The organism is Enterococcus sp. DIV2384 (genome assembly GCF_050534975.1).
GTDB classification, from domain to species: Bacteria; Bacillota; Bacilli; order Lactobacillales; family Enterococcaceae; genus Enterococcus; species Enterococcus faecalis.
In genome coordinates this window covers 1,234,305-1,249,523 of record NZ_CP172905.1, presented here as the reverse complement: position 1 = coordinate 1,249,523, position 15,219 = coordinate 1,234,305, and the positions used below count along the sequence as shown (strand labels likewise).

Genomic DNA, 15,219 nt, shown 5'->3' with positions numbered 1-15,219 from the left:
GTTTATTCCTCATCATGTATGATTTTTTTATTTGTGATTAAATCCAAAGCGTGGGGCAAAACAGGCAACAAAAAATGCAAATGTTCTGTTACACTTTTCGGGCTACCAGGCAAATTAACAATGAGCGTGCGTCCTCTTTGAACAGAAACGCCTCGACTTAACATAGCAAATGGTGTTTTTTCCAAGCTAAGTTGACGCAAGCCCTCACTGATCCCAGGAATGATTCGCTCTGCTACACGTAAGGTAGCTTCTGGGGTCCGATCCCGTTCACTCAACCCTGTGCCGCCTGTCGTTAAAATCAAATCACAGGTCTTAGACCACTCTTGCAATAGCTCTACTAATTGATTTTCTTCATCTGGTAAAATGGTTTGTTTGGTTACCTGGTAGAGCGCAGGTAACTGTTCACGAATCAAGGGACCCGATTGGTCGACAGCAAGCCCTTGAAAGCAACGATCACTTAACGTTACAATGCCCACTTTAAACAACGTCTAACTGGTCTCCTTTTTTAATATGACCTTCTGTCACAACGACTGCAAAGATTCCTTCTCTAGGCATGATGCAATCGCCCACTCGCGCGTAAATCTGACAGTGTTTATGGCACTCTTTCCCAATTTGAGTAACCACCAATTCGGAATCGCCTATTTTCATTTTCGTTCCAACAGGTAATTGACGTAAATCAATCCCTGAGACGATTATGTTTTCCCCAAAAGCACCATTGCCAACCCGAGCTCCTTTTTCATTGAAAGCCGTTATTTCTTCAAAAGATAACAAACTGACTTGTCGATGCCAATTCCCGCCGTGCGCATCATTTTCTAATCCGAAACCTTTAATTAAGTTGACTTCAGGAATTTCCTTTTTCTGTGTGCCTCTTCGCGGGCTAATATTTATTGCAATAATTTCTCCTGTTTTCATACTTACCCTCCTATTTGTGACATAAATCGTTGTTCTCCTTGTTGTTCCAAGAAAAGATGTTTTTCAGGCTTACAGGCAATGCCACTCTTGATAATCCCTAACAATTCTGCTGTTTGTTCCATAGCTAAAGCTTCCTTTAACGAGTAGCCGTCTGCAGAATGCAGGCACGTTTTTAAATGACCGTCTGCAGTAATTCGAATCCGATTGCACGTCTCGCAAAAACAATGCCCTAATGCACTAATAAAACCTATTTTTCCTTTAAAATCTTTTAAGGCGTAATAACTAGCAGGGCCATTGCCCAATGGTTTTTGGTATGGTTGTAACGTTCCATAATGTTGGGTTAAAATGTCTTCTACTTCTTCTTGTTGCTTACCTGGATGCTCCTTCCCTAATCCAATTGGCATCATTTCAATGAAACGAAGATGCACAGTCTCTTTCTTAGCGATTTCAGCCAGTTCTACAATTGTTGCTTCACTTAGCTCTTTCCTAGCTACAGTATTAATTTTGATATTAGGTAATCCCACATCAATCGCTTGTTCTAAGCCCGCCAGAACATTCCTTAACTGACCAACTCTTGTTATTTCTCGAAATTCTTCTGGATCCAAAGTGTCTAAGCTAATATTAATGCCGTCCAAGCCCGCCTCTTTTAACCCTTGAGCCTCACGAGCTAACTTCATGCCATTAGTCGTTAGGGTTACTTTTTCGATGCCTGAGATTTGCTTTATCCTTTTAATTAAAGAGAGTAAATTCGGTCTAACAAGCGGTTCACCACCTGTTAATTTAACTTTTTTGATGCCTTCTTTCGCTAGTATCCTCAATAAAAAAATAATCTCATCATCTGTTAGAAGCTGCTCTTTTTTTAAAAAGCAAAGACCTGTTGCTGGCATGCAATACGTGCAACGTAAGTCACAACGATCTGTTAAAGACAAACGAACATAATCAATTTCACGGTTAAATGCATCTTTCATGCTGTTCACTCATCACTTTCCTTTGATTTAATTGAAGAACGAATGAAATGACCACTACGTCCACCATTTTTCTCTAATAAACCAATGTTTGTCATTGTCATTCCTCGATCAATTGCTTTACACATGTCATAAATTGTTAAGAGTGCTGCCTGCACACCTGTTAGCGCTTCCATTTCAACGCCAGTTGAACCCACTGTTTTTGTAAAGCAACGTACTTCTAAACAAGTTTGATTGCGCCAATCAAACTGAATTTCACACTTTGTCAAAGCAACCAAATGACACAAAGGAATCCATTCAAACGTTCGTTTTGCGGCGGTAATCCCAGCTACTCTTGCTACCTGTAATACTTCACCTTTTTTAATCATTTGGGTCTGGATCGCTTCTGCTGTCGCTTCCAACATGTGAATTTCTCCATAAGCGAGGGCTGTTCTTTCAGTGTCATTTTTTTCCGAAATATCAACCATGTGCACTTCTCCTTGTGTATTCAAGTGCGTAAATTCCTTACTTTGAACCATTTCTCCACCTCACATTTGACATTTGTTAACGTTTACACAATACTTCTTTTTCAAGTGTATCACTCTTGCATCAAAAAAACAATCTGGCATCCATAATTTTTTTTAGTGAGAAATCGAAGTTAAAAATGTTAAGCGACAAAAATTACGTGATTCGCTTAGCCTGACCAGACTTTTGTCTAAGTCTTAAAACTTGATAAGTAATAAGCCACCAGTCGACTCGACTGATGGCTTACTTTCATACTAATCTTAGGTCAGGTTGTCATCAAGTTTGCCAATAATAGACTTTTACAAGCGCGCCTTTTTTGAGTAGTACACCAGCTGGTTGTTCTAGCAGGCAATTTGTTTCTAAAGTATTTGATAAATTGGATGAAAGATGACTTTTTGTCACTAAATTTACTTTGCCATCTATTTCTTTCGCTCGGTAAAATCGACGTAGTCTACTGGGGGCTAATTCATGCGCTAAAATTGCTGTTCGTTCCTTGAGATTTAACTCGACACAATTAAAAAAAGTAGCTAATAATGTCCAGTAAAAAAGATGTAAATTAACCATTGCCGCAAACGGATTGCCTGAAACGCTTAAAATGAGTGTTTCTTGAAATTTACTTCCCATAACTGGGGTTCCAGGTTTCATATTTACAAAATGAAACAACTCTGTTCCTCCGATACGTTTAATCGCTAAAGGTAAATTATCCTTTTCACCTACCGAAACACCACCACAAGTAATTAATAAATCAAGTTTTGGTAAAATCTCAATCAGCCTATTCGCTAATTCTTCAGGGTCATCTGAACAATGGTCTAGGTGGATTACTTCATTGCCACTCGCTTTGACAAAAGCTGCTAACATGTAGCGATTACTATTATAAATTTTCCCAACTGACAGTGGTTCTTCCAAAGAAACTAACTCACTACCGGTCGCTAAAATCCCCACCTTCATGCGCTTCAAAACAACAACTTTATCAATCCCTTGCATTGCCAACAAACCAATCATACGACTATTAATCTGTTGATGTTTTGCTAAAATTTTTTGCTGAAAAGCAATATCTTCTCCAATTTCCGCATAGTTTTGGCCCGCTGTGACAGAGCGAAAAATTTTAACATGGTCTTGCCCAAAATCCGTCCATTCTTGTGGCACTACAGCATCAAAATCGGTTGGAATAAAAGCACCTGTCGTTATTTTAATCGCACAGTTATTCGTCTGATTACAATAAAACATGGAATCCCCTGCCACTAAAGAACCGACGACTTTTAAACAACTTGGGCTTTCAGCAGTCGCACCTCGTGTTTCTACTGCACGAACGGCATACCCATCCATCCCGGCACGAGGAAAATGAGGAATCGCTGTCTCTGCAAAAATGGTTTCTCCGCTAATCCGCCCCAAGGAATCAAGCAGCGCCACTTCTTCTGTTTCACATTGACTCTTCATATGTTGGGTCATTTTCTCTCGTGCTTCTTCCAACTCGATCATGTTTTAACCATCCTTTATTATTTATTCACTGGTTTAATCGCAACGGCACAAACTTTATATTCAGGAATTGTGGCGATATCATCAAATACAGCATTGGTAATTTCGTTAACATTCCCATCTGGAAAGTGGAATGTCATAAAGACTTCTTGCGGAAATACTCGATTTCCGACAGCCGCATAGGTTTCAATTTTGCCACGTCGAGAATGAACTTCCACTTTGTCACCTTCTTGGATTCCCAGAGCTTGTGCATCGACGGCATTTATCTCAATATAAGAGTGATTCGCTATTTGGTTAATCCCTTCCGTTCGTCCTGTCATTGCTCGGGTATTGTAATGGTAAAGCATTCGGCCTGTCGACATTAAATACGGGTACTCTTCATCTGGTAATTCTTGTGCTTGCTTATACGGAATTGCTTTAAATAAACCTTTCCCACGAGCAAAACTGCCCACATGCATAATCGGCGTACCTGGATCTGTCAAGCTACGACAAGGCCATTGTAAGCTCTCCTTCTCTAATCGTTCATAATTAATTCCACCAAACGAAGGCGTCACAGCTGAAATTTCTTTCATAATTTCTTTTGCAGATTCATACGCACAAGGATAGCCCATTCGTGTCATGACTTCACAAAAAATTTCATAGTCTTCTCGCGCTTGTCCTCTTGGTTCAACAGCTTTACGAACTCTTTGCACGCGCCGTTCTGTATTTGTAAATGTCCCGTCTTTTTCTGCATAACTGATGCCTGGTAAAACGACATCTGCATAAGCAGCCGTTTCTGTCATAAATAATTCTTGAACAACTAAAAAGTCTAAACTTTCTAAAGCTTGACGAACATGTCCTGTGTCTGGATCCGTAACAATTGGATCTTCTCCAAAAATATAAAGGCCTTTGACGTTTCCTGCCGTTGCTGCTGGTAAGACTTTAGTAGAAGTTAAACCTGTGTTTCGATTTAACGGTACATGCCAAGCTTTTTCAAATTTGTCGATTACTTCTAGATTATTGACTTTTTGATAGCCTGGGAAATCATAAGGCATACAGCCCATATCGCAAGCACCTTGAACATTATTTTGACCTCGCAAAGGATTGACACCACAGCCTGGTTTTCCAACTTTACCAACCAACATTGCCAAATTAGACATACTCATAACACCCTCAGTTCCTGTCGAATGTTCCGTTACGCCTAAACAATAAATGATTGGTGCTTTTTCTGCTTTTGCATACATGCGTGCCGCTTGAATTAGATCTTCTGGATGAATATGACAAATTTCTGCGACTTTTTCCGGCGTATAATCAGCCACCATTTTTTCTAAATCTGAAAATCCTTCTGTCCGTTCTTCAATAAAGTGGCGATCTGCTAAACCTTCTTTCAAAATCACATGCATCATGCCATTAGCAAATGCGACATTCGTTCCCGCCTGAACTTGTAAATGCAGTGCACTATCCTTCACTAAGTTAATTTTCCGCGGATCAACAACAACAACTTGTGTTCCTCTTTGGATGGCTTGGCGAATTTGCGCACCAATAACTGGATGAGCTTCTTCTGGATTGGACCCTACTAATAAAATCATATCGACATCTTCAGTGATATCAGCAATAGGATTGGTCATCGCACCAGAGCCTAAGGTTTGGGCTAAACCATGGACCGAAGCCGAATGACAAACACGGGCACAGTTATCAACATTATTGGTACCAAAAGCAGCACGCACCATTTTTTGAAAGACATAATTATCTTCATTTGTTGCTCTAGAGCACGAAAAACCAGCAAGAGCATCCGCGCCGTTTTCTGCTTTAATTTCGTTAAATTTTGACGAAACAAGCGCTAAGGCTTCTTCCCAAGAAGCAGGTTCAAAAATCCCATTCCGTTTAATTAATGGCTCCGTTAAGCGATCTCCTGACCCAACAAATTTATATGAAGCAAATTTTCCTTTCACACAAAGTAAATTTTTATTAGCTGGTCCATCCAGGGGTTCAACACCCACCAAACGATTATTTTTAACGAGTAAATTCATCTGACAGCCTGTCCCACAATGCGGACAAGTTGTAGGGATTTTCTGGGTTTCCCATTTGCGGTACTCTTTCGTATCTTTTGCTGTTAACGCTCCTGTAGGACAGGAAGAGACACAATTGCCACATGATTCACAGATAGATTGATCAAACGCCTGCCCATAACTTGGCATCATTTTTGTTTCAAAGCCACGATTAGCAATACTAAGTACATCTCTTCCCTGCCGCAATTGACAGACACGGGCACAACGACGACACATGATACACTTTTCTGGATCATAAGAGAAAAATGGATTACTGGTATCTTCTTGATGGCAAGGCATTCTTTTTCCCTCGGTAAAGCTAGTGGCATCAATCCCATAATCTAGCGCATACTGTTGTAATTGACAATCCCCGTTTTTTCCACAAGAAAAACATTCTAATTTATGATTACTCAATAATAAATCAAGAATAAAACGTCTGGAATCAGCAACTTTTTCAGAATGTGTTGACACAACCATGTCCTCTTGACAATGTGCCGTACAAGCAGTTGTTAAGCCACCACGTCGGCCGCCTTCCACCTCAACCACGCACATCCGACAAGAACCATCAGGTGCTAATTCCTTTAAATGACAGAGCGTTGGAATTTCAACACCTAGCCCTTTCGCTGCTTCGAGAATAGTAGTCCCTTTAGGCACAGTTACTTCTTGGTTATCAATAGACAACGTAACTGTTTGCGTATGCAACTTAGTTTTCATTTTTACCAACCTCCTTTGCTGGTGGCATAGATTTCTGTTTCAGCAGTCGTTTCAAATTCTTCTGGAAACAAAGCCAATGCACTCTTCATTGGATTTGCGACGGATTGGCCCAAACCACAAGCTGATAATCGCGTGACATGCGTGAGCATCTTTTCCAATCGTGGCAAATCACTAGCTGTTGCCTCGTTCCGATTGAATTTACTCAATAATTCCAAAATCCTAGTTGTTCCCAATCGGCAAGGGGTGCATTTACCACAGGACTCATGAGCAAAAAAGGCCGCCACGTGTACTAAATAGTCCACAACATTGACTGAATCATCCATTACTACAATTGCACCAGAGCCGACAGATAAGTCATGGGCCCATAAATCTTCGTAGGAATACAAACAATCTCTTAACGTTGCGACAGCACCAATTGGACCGGATTGTCCACCGAAGTGAATAAATTTTAATGCTCGACCAGTTGCAGAGCCTCCGCCGTATTGCTCGCCATAAATTATTTCTTCTAATGGTGTTCCAAGGTTGACCTCGTATAAGCCCCGATTTTTAATATGTCCAGACAAACAAATTAGCTTTGTGCCGCCACCATCGGCAGTACCCATCTCTAAAAAGGCTTGTCCACCTTCTCTTAAAATTACAGGAACACTTGCAAATGATTCAACATTATTTACTAATGTTGGTTGCAAATATAAACCAACATCTGCTAAGTGTGGTGGTTTGACACGCGGCCGCCCCGTTTTTCCTTCAATTGAATTTAAAAGTGCTGAATTTTCCCCACAAATATAGGCGCCAGCACCAGAAATAATCGTAATATCATAATTGAATCCTTCAATTCCTAAAATGTTTTCCCCTAAAAAGCCAGCTTGTCGTGCATTATCGAGTGCTTCTTGAAATGTTTTTTGGATTCTGCGATATTCTCCTCGCATATAAATATAACCTGCTTTTGCTGAAAATAAATAGCCAGCAATGATCATTCCTTCAATCACACTCAATGGATCTTCAGATAAAAGTACTTTATCCTTAAAGGTCCCTGGTTCGCCTTCATCAGCATTACAAACAATGTACTTTGTGGTTCCTTTTGCATGATAAAGATGGCGCCATTTTTTTCCTAAAGGATAGGCTGCTCCACCGCGACCTCTTAAGTGAGCAACATCCAGTTCGTTTAAAATTTCTTCATCCGATAGTGAAATTGCTCTTTTTAAACCATCAAATCCATCGTATTTACAATATTCAGCAACATCGGTCGCAGATTGCATTTTTCCCATTCTCTCTAATAACATTGGTTGGTTTCTCTTAAGCATTGACTCACCTCCTACAATCCTTCATAGCAATCATTTTGTAAATGTTGAATTAATTGATAAATTTTCTCTTCTGTTAGTTGACTAAAAACGGTGTCCTTAATTTTAATTACTGGACCCAAATCACAAGCCCCGATACAAGGAATACTGTGATACATAAATAAGCCATCTGGGGTCGGCTGATTCTCTGGCACTTCTAAAATAGTTTCTAAAACTTCGGCAACCATCGCCCCACCAGTATAATGACACGGTGTGCTGTTACAAATCTTCAAGACATACTTCGCTTGCGGTTCCGTCTTTAAAATGGCATAAAAACTGACGATTTCATAGACTCGCGCTTCCGTTAAATGTAGATGCTCTGCAACTAATTGAGCTGTCTCCTGATCGATATACCCTTCCTCTGAAGCAAATTGTAATTCAATTAAAATATTTAAAATTCGTTGTGGATCAGCATCGTTTTCTAGAATAATCGCTTCTTTTTCAATTAAGCTTAATGCACACATTCCTTTTTATTCCCCCTTTTTAGTGAAACTTGAAGTTGTTCTCCTTGATAATAGATACGCAATTCTTTTGGTATTTCAGCAGATAGTAAACAAAAATCGGCTTTATCTATGACTTTTTTTGCTGATTCTTTTTGGCGATTCTGGTTATTCATCATAAGAAATAGTCCTGGCTGCACAACATTACGTAATGAATTTGATTCACAAATGATTAATGCTTGGGCCGGCACAGCTTTCAGAAATTGCTGAATGGCTTCCGCCAAATTTTCTTGAAAAACTTTCAATAGAAAAACTTTTTGACAACCTGCAGCTAATAATTTCATGGTATCTTTATTGCCAATCGTCTCTTGCTCTTCTACTAATTCATAACCAGCTGTAATACTGGTACAAATTCCGCATCCTTTTGTGCCTCGTTGACACACCCCTCGTTGACCACTAATCGTAATAATCTTCAAGCCATAAATTGGATAGACTTCTTGGTACTGTTTAATAAGAGCTTCGGCTAATGTCGTTTTGCCACTATTCCGACCAGTAGATCCAATTTGAATCATGTTTGGTACCTCAATTGCCATAGAGCTCCTCCGTCTGAATCGTTTTCTCAACTCTTGGTTTGACAGTTGCTGGTTTTGTCATAAAGATCAATGGTACGGCCATAAAAAGACTGCCCCCTACCGCATTGCCTAAAAATACCCATAGTGTATTCTGCAAATAATCCCACCAACTGATTGTGGTACTTTGTGAAAAAATTGCCGCTGGAATAATAAATGCATTGGCGACCACGTGTTGAAACCCACAAACAACGAAAACCATGACAGGAAACCATAAGCCAAACATTTTACCTAAATATGATTTTGCCAACGCTCCGAGATAAACCGCTAAACAAACAAAAATATTACAGCCAATCCCTGAAACAAAAGCAACTAGCGGTGGATCAGCAATTTTCGCCTGAGCAACTGCGACTGTTCTATCCAGAAACGCACCTTCAGTTAACCCAACAATATGGCCAAATAAATACGCCACAAGAAATCCGCCTAGACAATTGGTCAATAAAACAACTATCCAGTTATAACAAAGAGCGCCCACTCGAACCTTTTTCTGTAATACGCCTAATGTCATTACCATCATATTGCCTGTTGCTAACTCACCACCAACAAAAGTAAGCGCTATCAATCCAACTGGAAATAAAGCTCCACCCAGAAAATTGTTAAAACTTCCCCATTCTGTGGGGGCGGTTCCAGTGATACGAATAAACGCCAAGTAACCTAGTGCAATACAAAAACCAGCCATGATACCTAAAATACAGAGTCGAACAAACGATAATTTCCCTTTCATTTTTGCCTTATCACCTAAGCTTGCAACTATTTCTTCACTACTGAAAAAATCCATTACGATTCCTCCTTTTTATCGATACCACTGAGACAATTCTTCTTTTCGATTGACATTTTTAAGTTGATTCTCTTTTGATAGTTGCACCGTTTTTACAGATAGATGCTCAAATTCTTGCCGAATCTGATAGTTATTTTGCGCAAGCTGTTTTTGAAATGTTGGTAAACAAGAACATCGATAAAAGCCAAATAATGGTTCTTGACGACCTTCAAAGTCAAAGATTGTTACTTGATTTTGTCCACGCTTAGAGGCTAACTGATACACAAGTTTAGGAGAAAAAGTTGGTATATCACAGGCAATTACAAACACTTCAGCTTTCTGAGTATAGTTCATTGCTGTCACAATCCCACCTAATGGCCCCTTTCCAAGATACATATCTTGAATGATTGTGCATTTTCTAAACGCCTTAGGAAATTTTTGACTATCATTCGTTACTAAAATAACCTCTTCGAACAGTTCCATTAACTTTTCAGCTGTTTGCAAGATCACGTATTGGCCTTGAATTTTCAATAATGCTTTATCAAATCCCATCCGTGAACTTTTCCCGCCGCATAACAGCACTGCTGTACAATCAGCAATAATTTTCGCCACCCCTTTACCATAATTTTTATTAGTTCAAAAAAATATTTTTTAGTCATGTATTAAGTCTATTATAAGACATCCCTCGTACAAGTCAATTCCTTTTAAAAAAAAAGAACGAGAAAAAGAGCGACTCTTTTTCTCGTTCTACCTTATTCATCTGTTTGACGTTTTATTTCTTCAATCTCAATGCGTAATGATTTTCGTTTCTCAATGGCGACATAAACCAAGCCAATCAAAAAGGGTAACACAAAGCTACCAAATCGATACAGTAAAACAGATGCTACAGCATCAACATTGCCGACCAATGGTTTAAACAACAATAAGTAAACAAATTCAAATGGGCCAATGCCAGCAGGTGTTGGAATAACTCCTGAAAGAATAACAGCAAAACTGGTAAAGGACATCACTAATAATAAATCAATATTCGGGTGATTTTCTACTAAAACAATGTAAGGAATAATGTACCAAAATAATAATTTAAATACATTCCATGAAAAGATTCGAAGCAACGCTGAGCGATCTTGTGTAATTGTTTGGACAGCCGCCCGCAAGGAATAGATTTGTAAATTACAATTATCCACCCAATCTCTTAGTTTTGGTCGTTTAAACCAACGATTGGCAAACTTAACCAATAAAACTTGCAACTTTAAGCTACTAGATAAAATAAGCAATGCTGCAATTATTACTAATGTTAAAATAACACCTGCTAAAATGAATGGAATCATCTTAGGCGCATTTTCATAAAACAGGGAAAATTGAATAATCAAACCAATAATTGCTAAAAAAATCACGGCTGCTTTGTACATAATCATATGTAATGCCGTTATCCCTACACTTTTAGAAACAGGAATTCCCTTTTTCTTATAAAAATAAATTTCTGAAAGCAAGGTTCCCGTGCCAAATGAAATAATCCGATAAAATGCTACATAACAAGAAGTAAAAAAACCATCCACTGTTGTAAAGTCTTTGTTAAAATAACGAGCTATTTCCTTGATTGAGCGCCCTTCTGCAAATTGATAAACTACACCAAAAAAAATAACAGCAATCAGCACCAGCCAACTCGTTTCCATCAGTTGAGCAAAAATATCACTTAGTGAATTATCCATGACATAAAAGATTACGCCTAAAACGATAATCATTAACAACATATTTAAGCCAATTTTTACTTTTCCTTTCATCGCTTCTCCTTTTTTGTTCTTACTTAAACGTTAGATAGATGCAACTAATCATCGCGATTACGCCAATTGAATAACACAATGCAAAAACTGGTTTTTGGGTTTTATGATGAAATTTCTTTTGTCCCATTAGCCCACCTAAACCGCCACCGACAAGTCCTATCGTCAATAAGCGGCGTTCTGGAATACGCCAGTTCCCACGTTTTGCTTGTTTTTTATCATAACCCATCATACTAAACAATACTAAATTAATGACGAGGAAATAAATGATTACTATCCACTGAAGCATCCTTTCTGGCCTCCTAACTAGTTACTGTACTAGGATACCTTGTTCTGATTCTAATTGCAAAAAAATTTTCAATGACTCATGAAACTACAACAGGAAAGTAAGTTCTCGGTTGCCCGTTTTCTTACTTTCCTATTGAGTGCCTCATTTATTTTGCATTTAATTCAGCAATTTTAATAATCACATTGGTCGCTTTTTCCATGGCTTGTAATGAAACAAATTCAAAACGGCCATGCATATTTTCGCCACCAGCAAAGATATTTGGTGTTGGAATCCCTAAATAAGAAATTTTTGAGCCATCCGTTCCACCGCGAACTGGTTCAATAATTGGTTGAATTGACAATTCTTCCATTGCTTGTTTAGCAATTTCGACAATGGACATATCTTTTTCAATCACTTCTCGCATATTATAGTATTGATCAAATAAATCAACTTTGATTCGTTCTTCATCAAATGGTGCATTCAATGTTTGCTGAATTTCTTTAATTTTAGCTTTACGTGCTTCAAAAATCTCGCGATTGTGATCGCGAATAATATACGTCATTGTAGCTTCTTCTGGCGTTCCAGCAAACGCTGCTAAATGATAAAAGCCTTCTTCACCTTCTGTTTTTTCTGGAACTTCGTCAGCAGGTAAGGCATTATGGAAATCAATTCCTAATTGTAACGCATTAATCATTGTATTTTTGGCTGTTCCTGGATGAACGTTTTTCCCTTGAATTGTAATTTCTGCTTGCGCCGCATTAAACGTTTCAAATTGTAATTCACCTACCGGTCCGCCATCCATTGTATAAGCAAAATCCACGTTAAATTGAGCGACATCAAATTTGTCGGCACCTACACCAATTTCTTCGTCAGGACCGAAAGCCACACGAATGGTGCCATGTTTAACTTCTGGGTGATTAATTAAATATTCCATGGCTGTCATTATTTCCGCAATACCTGATTTATCATCAGCCCCTAATAAAGTGGTACCATCGGTTGTGATAAGTGTTTCACCACGATAATTTTTTAAGTTAGGAAAGTCTTTCGTATTTAAAGTGAATTTGCCTTCTTTATCTAAAGGAATCGTTGATTCTCCGTCATAGTTCTCAACAATTTGCGGAGAAACATTCACTGCATTAAAATCAGCGGTATCCATATGGGCAATAAAGCCGATTGAACGAACGTCTTTCTCCACGTTACTAGGTAACGTAGCAATCACAAAACCATTTGTTTCGTTATAAATAACATCGCTCATCCCTAATTCTTCTAATTCTTTTTTTAAGGTTTGTGCAAAGGCTACTTGTGTTTGTGTTGATGGTGTCGTTGTGCTTGTTGCATCTGAGCGTGTTTCTGTTTTCACATAGCGTAAAAAACGAGGTAATAAATTTTCATACATAAAAGAACACTCCTTTAATCTTCATTTTTTTATTTAAAACGAAATGGGTTGGTATTCGCTTCTGATTCAAAAATGGATACAGCCCACTCATTTTCTTGTTTCCATTGATTCATTAATTCCACAAGTTTTGGCTTACAAAGCGCTTCAATGTAATGACCAGGATCGATGACTGGTAAATCTTCAGCAATCATGTCATGTGCCGTATGATAATACACATCACCAGTAATATAGACATCGGCTTGTTTACGTAATGCATCATGATAGAATTTTTCACCACTTCCACCACAAATGGCTACCCGTTGAATCATTTTAGTATCATCTTTTGCAATGACCCGCAAGCCGTCCAATTGGAAAGCTTCCTTGACTTGCTGTACAAAATCAGAGAATCTCACAGGCTTGTCTAATACTCCAACCCGACCTAAACCAAATTCTTTTGATTGATTTTCAATGGTATAAACATCATACGCCGGTTCTTCATAAGGATGCGCCTGTAACATAGCTGCAAGAACTTGTTCTTGTTTAGTTTCAGGGAAAATCACTTCGATTTTTGCTTCTTGGACGACACTTTCTTGACCAATTTCGCCAATCGTGGGATTTGCTCCTTGTGTTGGCGTAAAACGTCCTGTTCCAATTAAAGAGTAACTTGTTTTAGAATAATCACCTTGAGACCCGGCGCCAGCTAGACCTAAAGCTTCTCTCATTTGGGGAGCTTCATCAATTGGCACAAAAACGGCTAATTTTTTATAAGGAACAGTATGTGTTTTAGTTAAAAAGGTGGTCTGTTTAATTCCCAATAATTCACAAAACCAATCATTTAGCCCATTGTCAATAATATCCATGTTAGTATGCGCTGCATAAACAGCAATATCGTGTTTTAATAAATCAGCGTACATTTTTTCTTGAAAATTATCTGTGGTTAATCGCTTAACTGGGCGGAAAATAGGTGGGTGTTTCGCAATAATTAAATCAACCTGCTTCTCAATTGCTTCTGCAACGACCTCAGGACGAACATCTAAGGTAACCATCACATTTTCAATTGGTTTATCTAACGTACCAATGTGCAAGCCCACAGGATCTCCCGTTTCTGCTAACCATTCGGGACAATAGTCATTGAAGCGTCGAATCAATGTCTTACCGTTCACAGCCATTGGCCAGCACCTCCTCAATTAATTGTTGGTCTTGCTGTAGTTTTACTTGTTTTTCAATATGTTCTCCACTTGCTTTTGCTAGTTGTGCAAGAACAGTTTTGCGCTGTTTTAGTTCTCTTTGCCATTTTTTAGTAAAAACCGGTCCTTGTTTTTTTATTAAAACTGGCCCAAATAGTAATTCTTGGTCCGTATAAGAAACGGATTGCTCTGTTTTTTCGGCTACGATAATTTCATACAATTTACGGTTTTCTTCCACGATTGTTTCATCAATAATACTGTAGTCATTTGCCATTAACCAGCGGCGTAAAGTTGGTTCACCAATATTCGGTTGTAAAACAAGGCGTTCCTTCCCTGTTAAACGATTTTTTTTGCGTCCAGCTTCTAAAATATCTCGGATTAATGTGCCGCCCATTCCACAAATACTAATGACGTCTATTTGATCTTCAGGTTCAATTGCATCTAGCCCGTTCGCTAAACGTACGATAATTTTATCCGTCAAATTGGATTTACTGACTTGGGTTTTGGCAGATTGATAAGGGCCTTCCACCACTTCCCCAGCCACAGCAAAAGACAGTTTATTTTCTAACATTAAAGCAACTGGTAAATAAGCATGGTCTGAACCAATGTCTGCTAAGCGACTTCCTCTAGGGATTAAATCACCAACCGTTGCGAGACGTTTTGATAATTGATTTTCATTCATATTTTTGATTCCTCCGTTGCTTATTATACCATTGTCAATTGAAGATGAAAACTTACACATTCGTGCAATCTACTGTTTTCTCTCCCTAATCACTTATAAAAAAGAACCCCCTTCAAAATCAATTTCATAACCTTGAAGAGGGCTGTCATTATTGCTATAAAGAGCATT

At 38.6% G+C, this 15,219-nt stretch carries 16 protein-coding genes; all 16 read right to left on the bottom strand.

Features of this window, described 5'->3' with window-relative positions; genetic code table 11:
• Window positions 1-2 precede the first annotated feature (2 nt).
• The 16 genes from IGK54_RS06140 to IGK54_RS06065 all read right to left on the bottom strand — a co-directional run bounded on the left by IGK54_RS06140 (window position 3) and on the right by IGK54_RS06065 (window position 15,051).
• Entirely contained in the window at window positions 3-485 is a 483-nt protein-coding gene (locus IGK54_RS06140) for a MogA/MoaB family molybdenum cofactor biosynthesis protein (RefSeq protein ID WP_002361756.1), read from the bottom strand.
• Entirely contained in the window at window positions 478-912 is a 435-nt protein-coding gene (locus IGK54_RS06135; RefSeq protein WP_002357714.1) for an MOSC domain-containing protein, read from the bottom strand. The genes IGK54_RS06140 and IGK54_RS06135 overlap by 8 nt, the downstream gene beginning before the upstream one ends.
• 2 nt (window positions 913-914) lie before the next feature.
• Window positions 915-1,889: a GTP 3',8-cyclase MoaA gene (moaA, locus tag IGK54_RS06130; protein WP_142956371.1), complete on the bottom strand. Its 975-nt coding sequence runs from the start codon at window positions 1,887-1,889 to the stop codon at window positions 915-917.
• The gene (gene moaC / locus IGK54_RS06125) at window positions 1,886-2,395 is read right to left on the bottom strand and encodes a cyclic pyranopterin monophosphate synthase MoaC (protein ID WP_002366623.1); all 510 of its coding nucleotides are present in this window, start codon (window positions 2,393-2,395) and stop codon (window positions 1,886-1,888) included. Before moaC ends, moaA begins: the two co-directional genes overlap by 4 nt.
• 262 nt (window positions 2,396-2,657) lie before the next feature.
• Window positions 2,658-3,860 (bottom strand): molybdopterin molybdotransferase MoeA, encoded by a 1,203-nt coding sequence (locus IGK54_RS06120; protein ID WP_430603324.1) that lies wholly within the window; start codon window positions 3,858-3,860, stop codon window positions 2,658-2,660.
• A gap of 17 nt (window positions 3,861-3,877) precedes the next feature.
• Window positions 3,878-6,598, bottom strand: a complete 2,721-nt coding sequence (gene fdhF / locus IGK54_RS06115) for a formate dehydrogenase subunit alpha (RefSeq protein ID WP_142957162.1) — start codon at window positions 6,596-6,598, stop codon at window positions 3,878-3,880.
• 2 nt (window positions 6,599-6,600) lie between these two features.
• The gene (locus tag IGK54_RS06110) at window positions 6,601-7,899 is read right to left on the bottom strand and encodes a complex I 51 kDa subunit family protein (RefSeq protein WP_002363880.1); all 1,299 of its coding nucleotides are present in this window, start codon (window positions 7,897-7,899) and stop codon (window positions 6,601-6,603) included.
• A gap of 11 nt (window positions 7,900-7,910) precedes the next feature.
• Window positions 7,911-8,399, bottom strand: coding sequence for an NAD(P)H-dependent oxidoreductase subunit E (locus tag IGK54_RS06105; RefSeq protein WP_002357722.1), 489 nt, complete (start codon window positions 8,397-8,399; stop codon window positions 7,911-7,913).
• The gene (locus tag IGK54_RS06100; RefSeq protein WP_002363879.1) at window positions 8,387-8,968 is read right to left on the bottom strand and encodes a hypothetical protein; all 582 of its coding nucleotides are present in this window, start codon (window positions 8,966-8,968) and stop codon (window positions 8,387-8,389) included. Before IGK54_RS06100 ends, IGK54_RS06105 begins: the two co-directional genes overlap by 13 nt.
• Window positions 8,958-9,782, bottom strand: a complete 825-nt coding sequence (locus IGK54_RS06095; protein WP_142957161.1) for a formate/nitrite transporter family protein — start codon at window positions 9,780-9,782, stop codon at window positions 8,958-8,960. The genes IGK54_RS06100 and IGK54_RS06095 overlap by 11 nt, the downstream gene beginning before the upstream one ends.
• 15 nt (window positions 9,783-9,797) lie before the next feature.
• A complete protein-coding gene (mobA, locus tag IGK54_RS06090; protein WP_002361748.1) occupies window positions 9,798-10,373 on the bottom strand; it encodes a molybdenum cofactor guanylyltransferase in 576 nt (191 codons plus the stop codon).
• 140 nt (window positions 10,374-10,513) lie between these two features.
• Window positions 10,514-11,542, bottom strand: a complete 1,029-nt coding sequence (locus IGK54_RS06085) for a lysylphosphatidylglycerol synthase transmembrane domain-containing protein (RefSeq protein WP_002360426.1) — start codon at window positions 11,540-11,542, stop codon at window positions 10,514-10,516.
• A 19-nt stretch (window positions 11,543-11,561) separates the two neighbouring features.
• Window positions 11,562-11,828: a DUF1294 domain-containing protein gene (locus IGK54_RS06080; RefSeq protein ID WP_002360427.1), complete on the bottom strand. Its 267-nt coding sequence runs from the start codon at window positions 11,826-11,828 to the stop codon at window positions 11,562-11,564.
• Between the two features lie 145 nt (window positions 11,829-11,973).
• Window positions 11,974-13,203 carry a peptidase T gene (pepT, locus tag IGK54_RS06075; protein ID WP_010712405.1) on the bottom strand — a complete coding sequence of 410 codons (1,230 nt, stop codon included), beginning with the start codon at window positions 13,201-13,203 and terminating at the stop codon, window positions 11,974-11,976.
• A gap of 29 nt (window positions 13,204-13,232) precedes the next feature.
• A complete protein-coding gene (locus IGK54_RS06070) occupies window positions 13,233-14,351 on the bottom strand; it encodes a Nif3-like dinuclear metal center hexameric protein (RefSeq protein ID WP_002369477.1) in 1,119 nt (372 codons plus the stop codon).
• Window positions 14,335-15,051, bottom strand: coding sequence for a tRNA (adenine(22)-N(1))-methyltransferase (locus IGK54_RS06065; RefSeq protein ID WP_002360431.1), 717 nt, complete (start codon window positions 15,049-15,051; stop codon window positions 14,335-14,337). The genes IGK54_RS06070 and IGK54_RS06065 overlap by 17 nt, the downstream gene beginning before the upstream one ends.
• Between the last annotated feature and the right edge of the window lie 168 nt (window positions 15,052-15,219).